Annotated in this window: 15 protein-coding genes and 3 pseudogenes; 7 read left to right on the top strand and 11 right to left on the bottom strand. The window is 65.0% G+C overall.

Translation table 11 applies throughout. The features are described from left to right. Window positions 1-82: 82 nt before the first annotated feature. Both ACFVHY_RS13870 and ACFVHY_RS13865 read right to left on the bottom strand, forming a co-directional pair. Entirely contained in the window at window positions 83-475 is a 393-nt protein-coding gene (locus ACFVHY_RS13870) for an ankyrin repeat domain-containing protein (RefSeq protein WP_390272613.1), read from the bottom strand. 149 nt (window positions 476-624) lie between these two features. After that, window positions 625-1,323 (bottom strand): hypothetical protein, encoded by a 699-nt coding sequence (locus ACFVHY_RS13865; RefSeq protein WP_390272610.1) that lies wholly within the window; start codon window positions 1,321-1,323, stop codon window positions 625-627. A 183-nt stretch (window positions 1,324-1,506) separates the two neighbouring features. On the opposite strand from ACFVHY_RS13865, the gene ACFVHY_RS13860 reads away from it, so the two are divergent. After that, entirely contained in the window at window positions 1,507-1,947 is a 441-nt protein-coding gene (locus ACFVHY_RS13860) for a hypothetical protein (RefSeq protein WP_390272607.1), read from the top strand. 20 nt (window positions 1,948-1,967) lie between these two features. After that, window positions 1,968-2,528: an RNA polymerase sigma factor gene (locus ACFVHY_RS13855; RefSeq protein ID WP_390272605.1), complete on the top strand. Its 561-nt coding sequence runs from the start codon at window positions 1,968-1,970 to the stop codon at window positions 2,526-2,528. A 67-nt stretch (window positions 2,529-2,595) separates the two neighbouring features. On the opposite strand, the gene ACFVHY_RS13850 is transcribed toward ACFVHY_RS13855, so the two are convergent. After that, window positions 2,596-2,901 (bottom strand): hypothetical protein, encoded by a 306-nt coding sequence (locus tag ACFVHY_RS13850; RefSeq protein WP_390272602.1) that lies wholly within the window; start codon window positions 2,899-2,901, stop codon window positions 2,596-2,598. Window positions 2,902-3,189: 288 nt separating this feature from the next. Between ACFVHY_RS13850 and ACFVHY_RS13845 the strand changes: the two genes are divergently transcribed. Then, the gene (locus ACFVHY_RS13845) at window positions 3,190-3,498 is read left to right on the top strand and encodes a hypothetical protein (protein ID WP_390272599.1); all 309 of its coding nucleotides are present in this window, start codon (window positions 3,190-3,192) and stop codon (window positions 3,496-3,498) included. 400 nt (window positions 3,499-3,898) lie between these two features. On the opposite strand, the pseudogene ACFVHY_RS13840 reads toward ACFVHY_RS13845, so the two are convergent. The 4 genes and pseudogenes from ACFVHY_RS13840 to ACFVHY_RS13825 all read right to left on the bottom strand — a co-directional run. After that, window positions 3,899-3,973 (bottom strand): annotated as a pseudogene (locus tag ACFVHY_RS13840) (excalibur calcium-binding domain-containing protein); the annotation flags it as partial. Between the two features lie 7 nt (window positions 3,974-3,980). Beyond that, window positions 3,981-4,451 (bottom strand): hypothetical protein, encoded by a 471-nt coding sequence (locus tag ACFVHY_RS13835; RefSeq protein WP_390272881.1) that lies wholly within the window; start codon window positions 4,449-4,451, stop codon window positions 3,981-3,983. A 4-nt stretch (window positions 4,452-4,455) separates the two neighbouring features. Continuing rightward, the gene (locus tag ACFVHY_RS13830) at window positions 4,456-5,367 is read right to left on the bottom strand and encodes a hypothetical protein (protein WP_390272597.1); all 912 of its coding nucleotides are present in this window, start codon (window positions 5,365-5,367) and stop codon (window positions 4,456-4,458) included. A gap of 123 nt (window positions 5,368-5,490) precedes the next feature. Next, window positions 5,491-7,443: a MucR family transcriptional regulator gene (locus ACFVHY_RS13825; RefSeq protein ID WP_390272595.1), complete on the bottom strand. Its 1,953-nt coding sequence runs from the start codon at window positions 7,441-7,443 to the stop codon at window positions 5,491-5,493. Between the two features lie 835 nt (window positions 7,444-8,278). On the opposite strand from ACFVHY_RS13825, the gene ACFVHY_RS13820 reads away from it, so the two are divergent. Together ACFVHY_RS13820 and ACFVHY_RS13815 are read left to right on the top strand one after the other, a co-directional pair. Next, the gene (locus tag ACFVHY_RS13820) at window positions 8,279-8,755 is read left to right on the top strand and encodes a lipoprotein LpqH (RefSeq protein ID WP_390272593.1); all 477 of its coding nucleotides are present in this window, start codon (window positions 8,279-8,281) and stop codon (window positions 8,753-8,755) included. 118 nt (window positions 8,756-8,873) lie between these two features. Next, window positions 8,874-9,539: a helicase associated domain-containing protein gene (locus tag ACFVHY_RS13815; protein WP_390272591.1), complete on the top strand. Its 666-nt coding sequence runs from the start codon at window positions 8,874-8,876 to the stop codon at window positions 9,537-9,539. A gap of 36 nt (window positions 9,540-9,575) precedes the next feature. On the opposite strand, the gene ACFVHY_RS13810 is transcribed toward ACFVHY_RS13815, so the two are convergent. Then, window positions 9,576-10,937 (bottom strand): MGMT family protein, encoded by a 1,362-nt coding sequence (locus ACFVHY_RS13810; RefSeq protein ID WP_390272588.1) that lies wholly within the window; start codon window positions 10,935-10,937, stop codon window positions 9,576-9,578. A 198-nt stretch (window positions 10,938-11,135) separates the two neighbouring features. Between ACFVHY_RS13810 and ACFVHY_RS13805 the strand changes: the two genes are divergently transcribed. Together ACFVHY_RS13805 and ACFVHY_RS13800 are read left to right on the top strand one after the other, a co-directional pair. After that, complete coding sequence (locus tag ACFVHY_RS13805) at window positions 11,136-11,951, top strand: GIY-YIG nuclease family protein (RefSeq protein WP_390272586.1); 816 nt, start codon at window positions 11,136-11,138, stop codon at window positions 11,949-11,951. A 577-nt stretch (window positions 11,952-12,528) separates the two neighbouring features. After that, the gene (locus tag ACFVHY_RS13800; RefSeq protein ID WP_390272585.1) at window positions 12,529-13,191 is read left to right on the top strand and encodes a hypothetical protein; all 663 of its coding nucleotides are present in this window, start codon (window positions 12,529-12,531) and stop codon (window positions 13,189-13,191) included. Between the two features lie 164 nt (window positions 13,192-13,355). On the opposite strand, the gene ACFVHY_RS13795 is transcribed toward ACFVHY_RS13800, so the two are convergent. From ACFVHY_RS13795 to ACFVHY_RS13785, 3 genes and pseudogenes are all read right to left on the bottom strand, one after another. Next, a complete protein-coding gene (locus tag ACFVHY_RS13795) occupies window positions 13,356-13,673 on the bottom strand; it encodes a hypothetical protein (RefSeq protein WP_390272582.1) in 318 nt (105 codons plus the stop codon). 175 nt (window positions 13,674-13,848) lie between these two features. Next, window positions 13,849-15,074: pseudogene (locus tag ACFVHY_RS13790) on the bottom strand (integrase core domain-containing protein). A 345-nt stretch (window positions 15,075-15,419) separates the two neighbouring features. Beyond that, window positions 15,420-16,229: pseudogene (locus tag ACFVHY_RS13785) on the bottom strand (malate:quinone oxidoreductase); the annotation flags it as partial. Window positions 16,230-16,312: the final 83 nt, after the last annotated feature.

Raw genomic sequence — 16,312 nt, 5'->3', positions numbered from 1 at the left:
ATCCCGATTCTGGGTGACCAGCTGTTCGTCGCCACGGGGGATGTCGCCGGACGCCACCACAGGGGCGGCGAGTTCGTTCCCCTCAGTACCTGGCGAAGAGGTCCTTGAAGTGCTGATTCATCAGCAGAGTCGATAGGTGCCGGGGAGTCTCGCCCGCATTGTTCTTCGAATCGGGGTCTGCACCCCGCTCGAGCAACAGGCCCACCGTCGCGACAGCGTCGCCCGTCGTGGAGAACATGGCCATGCCCAGCGGGGTATTGCCGTGCGAATCGCGAACGTCGAGTTCGGCTCCGGCGTCAAGGAGCGCTTCCACAGATGCCGAACGTCCACTTCGGGCGGCGAGCTGCAGCGGGGTGTATCCGGTGGCGTTCTTCCGGTCGGGGTCAGCGCCCTGGTCCAACAGCTGCCGGACCCGTTCGACGTCGCCTTCGAGTGCGGCGTCGTGAAGATCCCGGAATTCGGAGTTGGTGGTCATGGAATCCCTCTCCTAGTGGGTTGCTCGAACGGATGAATACGGGTCACGGGCCCTGCGATGCAGCCACTGCCCGGCGATACAACGATGCCCGACCCCCCTGGTCGGAGGGTCGGGCATCGGCGATGGGTGACTCGACGGCTAGGCAGGGCTCAGACCAGGGCGTCGCTGTCGTGGCCGCCGGGGGTGGTGTCTTCGGGGGCGTCCGGGGTGTCGCTGTAGGTGCCGGTGTCGTCGGTGTAGAGGTCGAGTTCGCCGTCACCGTCGGTGTCCTGGCCGTAGACATCGGCCTGGCCGTCGAAGTCGGTGTCGAGCGCGACAGCGTCGAACTGCCCGTCGCCGTCAGTGTCGACAGCGACGGCGTCGATGGCCCCGTCGGCGTTGGTGTCGACGAGCAGGGTGTCGGGTGCGCCGTCGCGGTCGGTGTCAGTCAGCACGGTGTCGGGTGCGCCGTCGGCGTCGGTGTCGAGGGTCTGGGTGACCAGCTGCCCGTCTTCGTAGGAATCGACCTGGGTGAGGTCCCCATCGGCGTCGAGGTGGGCGACCTCGTCAACGACGCCGTCGCTGTCGAGGTCGCTGGCGATGACGGCGCCGCCGTCAGCGGTCGGGGCCGCGGCGGTGTCGATGCGGCCGTCACCATCGGTGTCGGCCTCGACCAGGACCACCTCGCCGGCTTCGTCGTAGTGCACGTCGATGGCGTTGCCGGCGTCGTCGGTGGTGTGCACCACCTCGCCGGCCGGGCCGTCGGCGGCTTCCGGGGCGGGGGCGGGCGCATCGGCGGGGGCAGCGTCGGGGTTGTAGGGCTCGTCGGGGCTGATGATGGGGGCGTCGCTGCTGGGGGTACCGGACATGGTGGGTCCTCTTTCGAACTCGGTCTGTGAGCGTGTCGGGAATCTGTTGCCACCAGGAATGAGGAATGTTCCCGCCCACGATCGCCGCGACCCCGAATCCGCGTCTATCTGGCGAGGAGGATTACATCACAGCTGTCGGGACCAGGTCGGGAACACCAGGGGTGGGCCGTAACATCTCACCTGGTGACCGGGCCGACGGCGACCTTCGTCGGCGACCACCTCACCAGAAACGGAGGTCAACACATGCAGGAGGACGAACCGTCGCCGGTTCTGGCGTCACTCGGCATCGACCCCGCCACCCTCGCCGCTGATCTCCCGCCGGGAGTATGGGACAACGCGCTGCAGGCCGCCTTCGACCCGGCCGCCGTCGCCGACCCCGACACCGTCCCCGACATGGACGACACCCCGCCGGCCAACGTCGATGAGGACATCGACCTGGGCGGCGACAACCCCGACGGCCCGCCCGAGGCGCCGGCTGATCCGCCGATCGCTCACGCCGCCCAAGACGCCGCCGCGGAGGGACAGCTCCCGCCCGCCGAGGAGGGCAGTGCGAGTGTCGATCTCGCCGACGCCGGTGACGAGGACCCGCACCCCGGTGCCCACGACACGCACGACGACATCTGAGAATCGGGTTGGGGGAGTTGATGGACGAAGCACGTCTGCTGCTGCAAGCACGTAACGGCGACCAGCATGCCTTCGCCGAGCTCGTCGGCGCTCACCGCACGCACGTGTGGGCGGTGTGCCTCAACATCTGTTCCAACCCCCACGACGCCGAGGATGCCCTGCAGAACACCCTCGTCGCGGCGTGGCAGAACCTGCACAAGTTCCGCGGTGAGTCGAAGTTCAGCACCTGGCTGCACCGGGTGGCCGCGAACAACGCCCTGATGGTCGTGCGGCGCCGCAAAGCCAACACCACCATCACCGACTTCACCGACCCCGACCAGCCGATCCAACTCGTCGACGACACCCACCAGTCAGCGTTCGACGACCAGATCGCGCTGCGCGACGCGGTACGCGACGCACTGGCACAACTGCCCGAGGACTTCCGAGAAGCCGTGGTGCTGCGTGAATTCGGCGATCTCACCTACGCCGACATCGCCGCCCACCAGGGCGTCGGTGTTCAGACAGTCAAATCCCGACTCAACCGAGCCCGCACCCAACTCGCCGACCTCCTGCGCGACACCGCCGCAGCGACGGGACAGTAGCGAGCTTCCCGGAGCGTCAGGCCATGACGATCGAGTGCGGGACAGATTTCTGTCTCGGTGGGTGTGGCTAGTGGATGCGGCGCTCCAGGAATAGGACGAGCTGCTGAAAGCCGAGCCAGAGGGAGATGCCGACGAAGAACAGGCCAGAGCTGATGTAGACGAAGAGGAACCTTTTGTTGTGGCTGACCTGCTCATTCAGGCTTCGGTATCCCGCGAAGTCGCCAACCGGATAGTCGAGCTCTGAACTTCGAACGAGGGTCTCGGAGCCCCTGCTTCCGGGCTTGCAGAGATCGGCTGAGGTCATCGCTTGGAGATTGCAGGTTTCGGGGTTGGCCACCAGCGAGATTCCCCACCAGAGGGCGAATACGCCCATGCACAGGCATATCGGGACGGCGAGAAGAAGACGAGTGCTCAGAAGATGGGAACCCCCACGACCCGGGGCGGTCCGTCCCGAGGAGTGCCTACCCAAGAATGTGTGCTCCTGTCATCGGGTTGGGCCCTTTCTCGTGTGCGTCTGCGCATTTCGACATGGGGCAGTAGTCCGCCCCCCCGGCTGATGTGGACAGACTCTCACCTCTCGTCCAGACAGGTGGGACATTCCCGGTGCATCAGAGATCTCATCGTCCTCGCTCACCGACCGGGTGGTGTCTATCCTCAGGCCGTGATCGAACGCGTACGCATCACCGCAGAGACCACCGCGATCAACTACGCCGCCCGATTCGGCTACCCCGGCCGCACCCTCGCCGACTATCTCGATCAGCTCGGCGGATGGGACGGCTACATCGACGACCCGTTCGGTGCACGGCCGTGGATCTCCCTGCGCGCCTTTGACGGAGCCGACCCCGGCCTGTTCCTCAAACTCATGTTCGCCGTCCCGCAGATCCCCGGCGATGACTTCCCACCCGTCTACGGCGACGAGGTGGTCCTTGCCGAGTACGAACTACCGCCAGGGGTTGTGGTGCCTCGGTAGCGACGCCGGTGGCACTGCAATGGCCGCCGGGGCTGGCAGCGCGGTCTAATCGCTGAGGACTGTGGTCATCCAGGGAGTCTCGCTGCGTTGCTGACCTTCGTCGAGGGCTGTCAGATGCTCTCGGACAGCGGCCTCAGCGGCGGCTGCGTCGGTCTCTGAAACGAGCAGCCAGCTCAGTTCGAGTGCATGTCGCGATCCGTCCGGTGCGCTGTCCGCATTCTCGGCCTCCCACTGCGCGACCAAGGTGTCTGCCGCTACCGCCCTCGACCTCGTGATGGTGGGAGGTTCTATCGGTCGGTCAATCACCGACGTCAGAGCGGCCGCCAGCCGGTCGGCCACCGGGGCCGTCGTGTACAGGTCGACTTTTAATTGAGCCATGTTCTCGCAGTGTAGGTCAGCGCTATTCGGAGCTCACGCCGTCACCGTGGCGGTCGAGCTTGCGGCTGTAACCGGGCTGGCCGGCGTAGACCGGGGCCGCGGTGTCAGCAGGCTCGCCACTCGTGGTCTTCTCGGATGATGGTGATCTCTTCGGTGTGTGTGCCGGTGCGGTCGTCGGAGTGGCGAAACTCAACGACGACCTGCGCGGAGATATCCGATTGCGCCATCACTTCGACGCCGACGACCCCCAAGCCCGACACTTTCCTCGCGAACTCGGGATCATCCACGGGTGCGCTTGAGCGCTGACGACCGCACTGCAGCCGGTTGTACTCGCCCCAGTCGTTGTGTGACATCGCTTCGAACAACCGGACAGCCGTGGCGCGGATGTCGGTTTCGGTTGCGTATGCCTCACCCATGAGATCGTTGCGGTCGCTCGGGGCGTCGCACGCGGACACTATGGTCCCTACAGCGGCCACGGTGAGCACCACCGCCGCAAGGCGCCGCCCGCATGATGAGCGGCGTCGCCACACTGCTTCTCGAAGAATCGTTCCGGCATTGAACATCTCGTGGCTCATCCGACTAGATCTCGTGCAGGATCTGTCGGGCCATCACCAGTAGGTCGTCTTCGCTGACCGCGCCGCGGGGGAACCCGGCCTGGATGGTGACGGTGTCGGCGTGCAGTGTCCACACCTCGGTCGCATCGTGTTTGTGCGTCACATAGGCGTACTCGCCGAATTTCTGGCGGTCGGTGTCGCCCAGACGGGACACCACGAACATAGGCTCGCGGTAGATGTCCTCATCGTTCTCGAACTCGTCCAGGGTTGCGGCGCTGTCGGTGCGGGTGGCCCGTATCCAGCCCGCCCCATCACCGGGAACTCCCAGGCGCGCGCACAACACCGTCTGCGAGTCGATGGTGGAGGCCTCGCAGTCAGTGACCGCTAGTCCGGATAGCGCGGCAGGGATCACCTGCACGACTCGATCAAGTGACCACAGGCCCTCGTTGCTGGGTAAGGCCGAACTGGCCCGAGCTATGTCCGTCTCACCACCTTGAGTCTCGGCACCTGTGTAAGAGCCTGAATCAACGTTACTCAGGGACAGTTGTGTGCCCCCGTTGACCAGCGCGTCGACGTCGGGCAGCTGCGATATGACGGCCAGTAGGTCGTGATCTCGCGCCGACATCACCCGCCAGCGAATCGACTCCGCCCCGGCGGTGTACACATCGGGGTAGGGGTGCGGTTCGATGACCTCGAACGCGAGGATGTGGTAGGCCGCAGCCTCAATGTCGGTGACGGGTCCCGCCTCCGGCGGATGGAAGTCGAGGTCGTAGACCAGGCCGAGCACCTTCATCGGGTCGTCGACCAGGCGGGAACGAAACACTACGCACACGCAGTCCCCGACGGCCCACGCGGCCAACACGGTGACGTCGTGGCACGCGGGAGGCTGTGCCGCCTTGTTTGCCACCCGTTTCGCTACTGCCGCAGGAAGGTTCACCGCTCCTCCTCTTCGTCCATCATCCTAGGGCGGTATCGTGCGGACAACGGCCATGGCAGCATTATCGCTACCTGCACGCGGCGCGCAGTTCCTTGATGGCGCAGTAGTCGTGGACGAGGTCGATCAGCGAGACTGGCCCTTGTCGAGGAGGGCTGACGGTAGATCGGTCAGGCGTGGCGCATTCGGGTTTCGGCGGAACCGTTCCGAGTATCGGGGGTTGGTGGCGACCTGGTGCTGCTGCCGCTCGCGAATCTCGGTGGAGACCAAGCCGATGCGCTGTTCGATGCCGTGGCGCTGTTTGTACTCGCGGGCGGTCAGGCCGTGGGTTTCCAGGTGGGTGCGGGTCAGCGCACGGAAACGCTCACCGCATTCATGGCAGGCAATTGTCTCGCCGTCGTCGTCGATGTGGCCCCACCAGCCATGTCCTGACCGGCGAGGAGTCGGCGTGGTGGAGCAATCGACGCCTGAGGGGTCCAGTAGCACACGATCGCGTCGCCGCTGGATCGAGTGTTCATAGCAGCGGTCTTGTTCCACCGCCCACCATTCACATTCGGGCACAACACATTTACGTGCCTGGCCGTTGCGTTCTAACAGGCGAACAAGTGCGGCGGACAGATCGTCTCCGGGGCGGCCGGCGATGGTGTCGAGGGCGACCGACAGCGCAGTAGCCACGATGTGCTGGACCCGGTCGGCGGTGAAGCGCCGCTGCCACTGGCCGCCCCAGATGGTGGCCGTCAACAGGTCGTCGGAGACACCCGCGGTGCGGTAGACCCGGTCGAGGATGGCGCGCGCATCGCAGACCACCGTGCGTAGGCGGGCGCCGCAGGCAGCGATCGCTGCCACGATGGCGTCGCGATCGGGGCGGCCGGCAGCAGCGATGGCGATGTCGGCGAAGTAGCCGGCGAGGTCATCGACGAGCCGGCCACGGCTGTCTTGGCCCAGGTCGCGGATCGCCGCGGCCGGGGTGAAGACGGGCAGTCCGTCGACGATGTCGACGTCGTCCCACGACAACGCCGTGGACCGGCCCAGATATCGGGCGGTCGTGGTCGTACGTCCACCGTTCTTCGGTGCCTTGGTGATCGCGAGCTGCGGCAGTCCCTCACCGGGCTGGCCGAGGCCATGGATGGCCAAGGCGGTCGTGCCGGTGACCACACAGTCAGGACGGGGCGCCGCCAGCCGCTGAGCAGGGGTCAAATCTCGCACGGCCGCTACCCAGGCCAGCTGCGCGGCGGCGAGGAGGCCCTCACCGGGACGGTCGGCTTCACGCATCACTCCGTTGGCGACGGGAACCACCAGGCCGACGTTGCGCAGCTTCACGTGATCGCTGCGGGTCACGCCCTGCTGCTGGAGCTGGGCGCTGGTGATCAGGCCCCACTGGGCCGTGCGCAGCGACGCGGTATCGGCCCATTTGCCAGCCAGCAGCGGGGGCAGGGGAGACGACGGGGCGTCCAGGCGGACACCGGTGGCCGCGATCGCGGCGTCGATGACGGCACGATCGGGGCGGCCGGCCGCAGCCCCGGCGATAGCAGCGAAGTAGTCGGCCAGGTCGTCGGCGAACCGGGCGCCACCGTGCGCGGCGAGATCGCGGATCGCCGCGGCCGGGGTGAAGACGGGCAGTCCGTCGACGATGTCGACGTCATCCCACGACAGTTCCGCCCGGCGAGGAACGACCGCGTAGGTGGCGGTCTGCCGGTGCTGGAAGCGCCCGGTGACTGCCAGCTGCGGCAGCGTCTCGACTGGGGAATCGGCGAGTCCATGCAGTGCCAGCGCGGTGTACGCGGTGACCACATAGTCTGGCCGCTCGGCCGAGAGTCGTTGCTCAGGAGTCGAATCCGGGACTGCCGACACCCAGGCCAGCTGGGCTGCGGCCATCAGGTCGTCCGCCGGCGGGCGGGATTCACGCATCACACCTCTGGCCACCGACACCAGCAATCCTCTGCGCCGGAGCAGAAGCTGACTCGACCCGTTCACGCCGAGGCGCTGGAGTTGGGCGCTGGTGATCAGGCCCCACTGCTGGGCACGCAACGGTGCAGAATCGGCCCATCTCCGAGCCAACACCGACGACTGCGCAACCACCGGGAAAGGATAGGTCACGCCGAGCCGATGACAGATCTCAGCGCCAGCCGTGGACTCAGCAGAACTCGAGGGCAACCAGCTGCCACCGATAGGCGACACGGCCAAGGGTGGATCGGCTGACCGGCCTCGCGCCGGCACGTATCCGACATGGTCTTCGCTCGACGCGGGCGGCGAATGGCCGCACCTGGCCGGCAGTGGTTAAGGAACCGAAGATCTCGGCGCCGCAGGGGTCACACAGCTGCACATGGAGTCGATGCACCGATGGCCCGATCGAGGACTTCTGGGCCCTATTTGCCGTCGCCGCAACCGTCTTCGCGATATGGAAGGCGTCGTGACGGACCAGTACCGCGATCTGGTCCGCGACCGTCGGAGCGACCGTCTCGCCAAGACGAGACGGTCCTCGATGGCGTCCGATCACCTCGCACACCAGCTGCATCACAGCAACCGAGAAACGGTGGGCCTCCCTCGCGGCTGACGACATCGCCAGTGACGTATTGCCCCTGTGCGCGAGCGGGTCTCGCACTCGGACGGTGCCGCTCGGGGCCGCCGTGCGCACGGACGTGTGCGCAGAAGCCGACCGCACTCGGGGGTGCGGCGGCAGGGATATCCCTGTCGGTGACGCGCGAATCAATGGCTGCACGGTGATGTGTTGCAGCAACCACCCCGACTGGTTCCCGACCCGGGGGGTCGCGATCGGCTAGGCCCTGCAGTCAGTCATACGACCGTCAGCCGAGCGTCGGGTCCGGTGCGTTCCCCTCGCGCTCTCGACCGGTACAGTCCCGCAGCAAGCAAGCAGATCGTGAGCCTCACGACCAGCCCAGGGGGAGACAGAGTTATGGCTAGCCGTCAGCGTTTCGTGGTGCCACTGCTGGTGGCATCGTGGGTCGGCCTCGTAGTAGCCGGATGTTCGGAATCCGATGTCTCCGAAGCCGCGGATACGCGGCCGGAGTTGTCCAAGATCGACATCCCCTACGCCGAACTCAGCGCCACCGTCGATGGCCAGCCACTTCCGGGCATCGATCCGGCTGAGTTCATGTGCTACCGACAGAGCGATTCCATCAGCATCACTGGACAGGACCCCACCGACGGGCAGCCCGGGCTCATTGCCGATCTCCAACCAGGCAATCCGCCGAAACTCGTGAGGGTGTCGTTCGGACTCGATGGAGTCCTGTACACCGCCAAGCAGGGCAAAGGCTCAGTCGAAGACGTCGACGAGGACGGTTCCCGAATCACGGTTCGCGGGACCGCGGAAAGCTGGGATCTCGCCGTACCCATCACCAAGCAATTCGAGGTCTCGGCAACCTGCAACTGACATCGAACAGGAGGTGGATCGCCCTGATGCAGGCGGTGATCAACTTCGGGCGCCGCCAGCTGTTGCCCGGTGGGTCATGAGGGCCGGTTCCTCGCGTCGGCAGGCACACTAGATCACCGTGACCAGCCGATTCGATGAGGGTATCGCTCACCTGCATCGGTATCGGGCCGTGCACGGGACCAGCAGCCCGCGCCAGCAAGACCTCATTGACGGATTCCCGATAGGCCGGTGGGTCAACACACGCCGCACCGACTACCGCCGCGGCGTCTTGTCCGCGGAGCGGATCGCGCGACTCGAGTCCGAGTTCCCCGACTGGCAGTGGAAGGCGAACGCCCGAACGTCCTTCGCTGCCGGCCTGGCCCATCTACGCCGCTACCACGCCGTCCACGGCACTAGCAACGCCCGCCGTCACGACGCCATCGACGGATTCCCCATCGGTACCTGGGTCGCCAGCCGCCGCGCCGAGTACCGGGCCGGACAGTTGCCCGCCGAACACGTCCAACAGATCGAAGCCGAGTTCCCCGACTGGCAGTGGACTCTCCGGACACGACCACCGTTTCACGTCGGCCTGGACCACCTGCACCGCTATGTCGCCGCACACGGCACAAGCTCCCCGCCCCGCCACGCGACGATCGACGGCTTCCCGATTGGCGCCTGGGCCGCCAAACGCCGCACCGAGTATCGACGACGTCGCCTCCCGGCCGACCGGATCACGCAGCTCGAAACCGAATTCTCCGACTGGCAGTGGAACATTCGCCGATCTGGTACTCGATCTGCCGACTAGCGGTGCGGACGGCGCGGTAGGCGCGAGGACGCGGCACTACACCTCGGTCTCGCCAATTGTGTGTGCGATTCTGTCGGCTTTGAGGTAGCGGTCAGGGTCTGCACGACCGTTGGTGAAGGCGATACCCTCCGTCTCAAGTGCTTGCTGCTGAGAATCGGTTCGGAGCGGATCAATGCTCCAACGGAACCGCGGCGATGGCGTTCCGCCGGCACCGAGTACGCGGTGAGCGTTCGGACACTCCTCACACTGAGTGACGTGATTGCCCAACGGTTGAGGGGCTGTACCGACCAGTTCGGCGAGATCGCCATATGTCGTCCACATGCCGGAAGGAATCGCAGCCAGAGCTACGTGCAACTTGTCCCACTTGAACGGAGCAGGACTACTGCCAACGTGTTGCGTGAGGTCTCGGCCATCGCTGGTGACCCACCACCGCGGACCGCGCACGGTTCGGTCAAGCCCGGCAGCCTCCCGCAGTATCTGGGTCACGATCGCGGTAGGACGATAGCGCTTCTGGTCGTACTCCCATTTCAACGGTGCGGCCGGGCTGTTGAACCAGACGGCTCGGCCGCGGCGAGCGTCTTCGTCTATCCAGGTGTCGATCTGCGCACGAGCGTCAGTGTCCACTTCGTTAGTGGTTCTCAGATGCAAGACGGTGCCATCAGACAGCAGACCGCTCTGGGCCAAACGAACAACCGTCGATTGTTCCCTTGCGCTTTTCTGCTGTCGTTGCGTCAACGATCTCGCCTCAGCCTCAATGGGTGAGATGGTGAAATCTTCCACGTCTGGAACGGGGTAGAGCTGCGAGACAGTCATCACCAGCCCGTGAGCCATGCGGTAGGCCTGCACCTGCTGCAGCGTGACGTTGAGACCCATCTCGTTGAGCCACACGGCACTCGCGGTTGTCGTGGCGTCGAAATCCCCCGCCACAAGGACGATGCGGGGTCGTCTGAGGGTGTCCAGATCGAGCGCGCCGACATGTTCGATGAGCAGATCGCGCGCGTCTTCCTCGGAGACGTCGCCGCCACGGCTGTTGAGGTAGCGCTGGTGGTGCGTCGCGAGGTCGGTGGGCGTGAAGCGCGACACCATGGCCGCATACTTGATGGCCTGCAGCTGGACAGTGTCCGGTGCTCGATCACGTTTGAGCTCAGCAAGGACGAGTTGCCCTTCGGTGTCGATACCGAGAACATCAAGTCGGTCAGCGTGGCGTTGACCGGCTCCGGATTGCCACCGATCGAACTCCATCGTGACCACCTTGACTCCGGAGCCCAGAATTTCCGGATGAGCGATCACCCACTCCTGCAGATCCCTACGTTCTCGAAGCCCTACCTCCGCCAGTGACACAGGTTCGGCTGGCACGGCCTGGTTTCCGTCGATGCTGAAAACTCGCTCGTCGCCCATGCCATCGACGCTACGACGGGTCGAGTAACGAACGACAGGATTCTGCCGAAGATGCCAACGTTGGATGTGGAGTTGCGTCGTGGTGCTTCCACGGGGCAGAACCGCGCGACATCGTTCACCCACGCTTCCGGGAGACGGCAAGCGGATCGAACACCCACCCACCGGGGCATAGCTCATCGAGCAGAAAGGTGGTCGCCGATGACCACGCTCGCGTTCGGTTCGATACTGGAGAGCGCCGGTATCGAACCCGGCCAAGCCCATGTACTCCGTCACGCATACGTCCAGGAGCGCGACGACAGCGGACTGCCCGGACTCGAGGCCACCTCCAGCGACGCCGACATTCTGAAGTACACCAGCCATCAGTCCGCCCGATCACGCACGTTCCCACCGAATCCGCCCCGATTCTGGGTGGTGTTCATACGCGAGGGCGGCGACAGAGCCCGCCTATGGTCGGTGTTAGAAAACCGCGGTGTCGTCTCGGACGATGGGGCAGTCCGAATATTCGACCTCGTTGCGACCGAGCACCTCTCAGATCTGAGGAACCGGCTCGTCATCGGTTGGAGATCGCCGCGTACCTGGAGAATCAACGCCTCAACGGCAGCTGGTTATCCCGTGTTGGAGATCGCGGACGCGGAGCCTGTGCCATTCCCTGGTTTCGACCGACTCATCCTGTCCTACACCGAACTGCAAGGCGTGATGCGAGAGCACCGATACGCAGCCTGGCGTACCGCGCTTGCTGCCGTCAGAGGCGTCTACCTGATCACAGACACCCGAGACGGACGGCACTACGTCGGCAAGGCCGACGGAGGCGAGAGCATCCGCCAACGCTGGAACGTCTACGCGACGAACGGTCACGGCGGAAACGTCGAACTCCGCAGTCTCGACCCAGCGACCTTCCAGTTCTCACTGCTGCGGGTGTTCGACCCCGCGACTCCCACCCGAGAGATCAACGCAGCGGAGAACCACTTCAAGGACGCGCTCGACTCCCGCAGACACGGTCTCAACCGCAACTAGCTGCCAGCACCCTTCGCGCCAAGTCTCATGCATCTCGTCTGGAGACGACCTGGACCGACGTGAATCCGGTCGGCGCGGCGACCGTTCATAGAATCAAGAGCGGATCGCGCCGTCCCAGTCCGGGAACTCGGTCTCCAGGGTCCAGACACGCTCGGCCGGCAGCCGCCCTCGGTGATGTTGCGCGGCGGGTTTCGACCTAGTACCGGTCGAAACTCGTCGACGTCGATGGCGTCGCGCCGGCGGGCGTTGCTGGTGCCATGGGTAGCAACACAGCGACGCAAGTGCGCCAACCCGGCCTTGAACGCGGCGTCGAGCGCCACGTCCTGAGGCGCCAGTCCGACAATCCAGTCCCTAACAGACGCTCCGAGGCGCGCGGACCCACCGAAGTCGATCCGGACAAGTTCTCTCTGGCCGATCGGTCGGTCTGAGCGGAACATCCCAGCAGCCCAGATGCATCAGACCCTCCGAACAGCCAGCCGATCCGCGGCGGCTCCGGACGGTAAGGACTCGCGATGCCAGGCTGCGTTCCCGCGCTACCCACGCAGGTAAAAGTCGACCGCCGATCGACAGGACCGATGTGACAGCGCCGTCGAGGCGAGAGCGCGTCTACCAGCGCCTCGCCGCCGACCTCGCACACGCCGCTCCCTCGCCACACTTGCGTGAACACCTCGGCGTAGCCGACATGCCGCAGATGTCTCTGACGGGCGTTCTCGTGGACTGGTTGCGCCATGTCGAGGAACGATCCGGGTTCACCGACAGCGGCGAGGTCGATCAACTCCGGGTCGATCTCTGCCGGTCGCTGGCCAGCACCGGCACCCGCGATTGCGGCGCCGCCGATGCCCTCATCGACCAGTTCTACCTTCAGCCACCAGTAAGCGCTGAAGCCTTGAACGAAGCGGCGCAAGCGCTGCGAGAGTTGGCATCCCGCGACCATCACGACGAACTATCGAAACTCGCAGCAGACCGCACACTGGGCGCCCGTCGATCGGGCATCCTCGAGTGCCTGACCGAGCATGGCCAGCAAGAGGACGTGCATCTGGTTGCCGACCAAATCAGCGACCCCAGCGTGCGAGCGACAGCAATAGCCTGCCTCCGACGGTTCCGGCCGACCCCAGTCCATCTCATCGACACGGTCGAGGCCTACCTCTACGACCCCGACAGCGCTGTCCGCGAGCAAGCATCCCGGACTGTTGCAGTCCTCTACGCCGCGCTGTTCGCGGCGAACAGCGGCGCAATCTGAGTCCCCGGGCCCCGTCGCGAGCCCCCCTGTCGAGCGGTCCGACAGGCCGGACCGCCACGCCCTCTCAGCAGGTCACGGGATGAACCCACCGCGGGGTCGAAGATCTGCGGTGTTGGTCCACCGCTGCATCAGCGGCGTGGGTCGTCAGGCGCAGACGTCACGGGTCAGTCCTGGTCGAAATAGGTCTCCATCGCCTCGATCATCCGATCCTCGTAGGCCTCCTGGTCGATGAAACGCGCCTCGAAACCCTCTTCGGTGTAGCTGCCCTGGGCGGCCTGCTCCCCGAGGGAGATGATGCGTGCGGTGCGCTCGCCGTCGTTGAGGAGGGATTCGAGCTTTTCGCGCAGACGTTTGAGAGCGCTCTCTTCGGAATCCGCTGTCACAGACCAGTTTTCTCCGCCATACCGGCCCGTCCAGACACCGTTGTCGTCCTCGGTGAGGATGGCACGTTGGGTCACGTGCAACCGTGGTCGCGCATCCACCGATTCACCTCCCGCGGTGGGAACGGCGGGGGTGCGTACGGTTCCGGACTTCCCTTCCGGTCACACCCCCGCCTACCCGTACAAACTACACGACCATCGAACACCCATTCGACCCGTGGGGTTAAACTGTGAGCATGTTCGTGTGATGTATCGAGACATCGGTGACAGTTCTGCATCAAGACATTGGTGACACTCGGTGTATCAGGACTTCGGTGACGGTCTTGGCTTGGTGGGACGGGGACCACGCGGTTGGCGGTTGCCGACGTAGGTGATTCCGGGAGCGGGTCTGGGATGTTCGACAAGGACCTCTCCGGCGGTGTTCGCGATGACGATCGTGTTGTCGTCCACGGCGACGAGGACCTGGTCGAAGGCGTGGTCCACATCGACCTTGTAGGTGACTGCGTCCACGCTGATCGTGCCGGAAGTGCTGACAGTTCGGACCAGGACACCCTCAGGCAGATCGGTTGAGGGGCGCGGCGCCGGCCACGGGCGCGGCGTGGGCCGGTCAAACAGTGGTCGACCGGATTTGGGGTGGGGCGCGTCGGCTTTCGGGGTTGCCTGCCAGGCGATTAGCGGCGTGACCCGTCCGGGCAGCCCTTGGTGAGGCCGTTCAGTGTTGTAGATGTGATCGAACGCGTCAACCTGGGCTTGCAGCTCGGCCAGGGTGTCGGCCAACGGTTGTTTGTCCAGGTAGCGGAACAATGTCTGGTGGAACCGCTCGTTCTTTCCCTGCGTGGTCGGCTTGTATGGCTTGCCGGTGATCGTTTCGACCCCGAGCACGCGGGCATACTCGACGAGTCGGCCGATGCGGCCGCGGCGTGACGGGTTGAGAGCTGGGCCGTTGTCGGTGAGGAGTCGCTGGGGCACTCCGTGAGCGGCTACTGCTTTGTCGAACACGACAATCGCCGCTTCCGCGGTCTCACCTGAGGCCACGTGGGAGCCGACGGCGTAGCGAGAATGATCGTCGATCAGTTGCAGGATGACGCACCTACGCCCACCGGTCAGGACGTACTCGGTGCCGTCGAGTTGCCAGCACGCGTTCGGCGCGGGATAGACGAACCTCCGCCACGCCGAGCGCGGCTTCTTCCTCGGCTCATGACGCGCGACACCGGCCTCACGGAAGATCCGCGCCAGCGACGCGGTCGAGGGCACCTGTGTGAGGCCCATCGACTGCATCTTGTCGTGGACGCTGATCGGTCCGTGATCCAACCCGGACGCCTCCAGCGCGGCTCGCACTGCTACCGCTTGTGCTTTGACCTCATCACCGAGCGCTGACGGGCTCGACTTCGGACGACGGGTTCGAGGTTCCAGTACCGCCGACGGCCCCTCAGTCTTCGCTCGTTTACGTAACTTGTAGAACGACTTCCGGGAAATCCCGTGTTCGGCGCAGAACGTTGACACCGCCCCGCGGGGCGCATCATCAGGCCACTGCGAGATCGCCAAACGCACAACAGGATCAACAGGTTCATTCACAGCACGCGACTGAGCGTTGAGCGCGGGCAGCTCGAACGCGAGACCACGGAGCGGTGTGACTGATGCCCGTCTGACAGCGTCCAGATGACGACTACGCCGCAACCACAGACTTGTCTACCGCCCCGAACAAGGCACCCGATCTCAGTGGTCGCGGATTGGCTCACAGACGACCTCGAGGGGCTAGCTGTTGCGATCGGGTTGGTGACAGCACCTGAACGGATCGGCGTTCGGTTTAAGTATGCGACTCGACGGTAGGCCCAGCGCCGGCGTAAGTCATCGACCGTGGTTCCTCCTCGCGAGGTTTAGCGTTGAAGCAGTTGAGGAAACCGACTCGTTGACGGTGCTGGTGCCCCAGTTTGTGTGAGGGTCATGCCCGGGGATCGCCTCGTTCACGGTGTTTTTCCACGATTTCTGCCACTCGATCGGGAAGCATTGTTGGAGCAAGTCGAGCATGATCGGCACGGCCGTCGATGCCCCTGGGGATGCGCCGAGGAGACCTGCAATGGTCCCGTCGCCGCCGACAACGAGTTCGGTTCCCTGGTGGAGCACGCCGATGCGGCGGTGGTCGGGGGTGACTAGTTGCGCGCGCTGCCCGGCGGGTATGAGTTCCCACTGGTCTATGTCAGCTTTGGGGTAGAAGTGCTGCAGCTTGGCGAACTTCTTTCGCGGTCGAGCAGCGAGTTCGCCGAGAAGGTAGCGCATCAGTGACAAGTTCTGGATGAGTGCTGCGGCGATGACGTGTAGGTTGTGCCAGCGCAGCGTGGTAAAGAAGTCGGTGAGGCGCCCCTGCTTGAGTAGTTTGGTGCTGAAAGTTGCGTAGGGCCCGAACATCAGGTGCCCGGCGCCGTTGACGAAACGCCTGTCGAGATGGGGCACAGACATTGGTGGCGCTCCGATCCCGGCTTGGCTGTAGACCTTCGCTTCGTGGCGGTCGACAACCTCGGGTGTCGAGCAGCGGAAGAATGCGGCTCCGACCGGTAGCACGGCGTACCCGCGGATCTCGGGCAGGCGAGCGCGCTGCAGCAGACGCAGGGCCATTCCGCCTGCGCCGACGAACACTCGTCGCCCACGTGGCGTGTCCCCCGTGAACCGGTCCGGGTGGTTCTAGAGTCCTGATTGCCCTGTTGAGGGCGGAGAAGGGACGATAGGGATCATGGCGGGACGGA

Origin of the sequence: Gordonia sp. NPDC127522 (assembly GCF_042672305.1) — a bacterium.
GTDB lineage: Bacteria > Actinomycetota > Actinomycetes > Mycobacteriales > Mycobacteriaceae > Gordonia > Gordonia hongkongensis.
This window is presented reverse-complemented; position numbering and strand designations above follow the sequence as displayed.

Excerpts from the sequence above, each read along its gene's own strand:
- ACFVHY_RS13870 (WP_390272613.1), bottom strand. The coding sequence starts at position 475 with ATGACCACCAACTCCGAATTCCGGGATCTTCACGACGCCGCACTCGAA.
- ACFVHY_RS13865 (WP_390272610.1), bottom strand. The coding sequence starts at position 1,323 with ATGTCCGGTACCCCCAGCAGCGACGCCCCCATCATCAGCCCCGACGAG.
- ACFVHY_RS13855 (WP_390272605.1), top strand. The coding sequence starts at position 1,968 with ATGGACGAAGCACGTCTGCTGCTGCAAGCACGTAACGGCGACCAGCAT.
- ACFVHY_RS13850 (WP_390272602.1), bottom strand. The coding sequence starts at position 2,901 with ATGGGCGTATTCGCCCTCTGGTGGGGAATCTCGCTGGTGGCCAACCCC.
- ACFVHY_RS13835 (WP_390272881.1), bottom strand. The coding sequence starts at position 4,451 with ATGAGCCACGAGATGTTCAATGCCGGAACGATTCTTCGAGAAGCAGTG.
- ACFVHY_RS13820 (WP_390272593.1), top strand. The coding sequence starts at position 8,279 with ATGGCTAGCCGTCAGCGTTTCGTGGTGCCACTGCTGGTGGCATCGTGG.
- ACFVHY_RS13810 (WP_390272588.1), bottom strand. The coding sequence starts at position 10,937 with ATGGGCGACGAGCGAGTTTTCAGCATCGACGGAAACCAGGCCGTGCCA.
- ACFVHY_RS13805 (WP_390272586.1), top strand. The coding sequence starts at position 11,136 with ATGACCACGCTCGCGTTCGGTTCGATACTGGAGAGCGCCGGTATCGAA.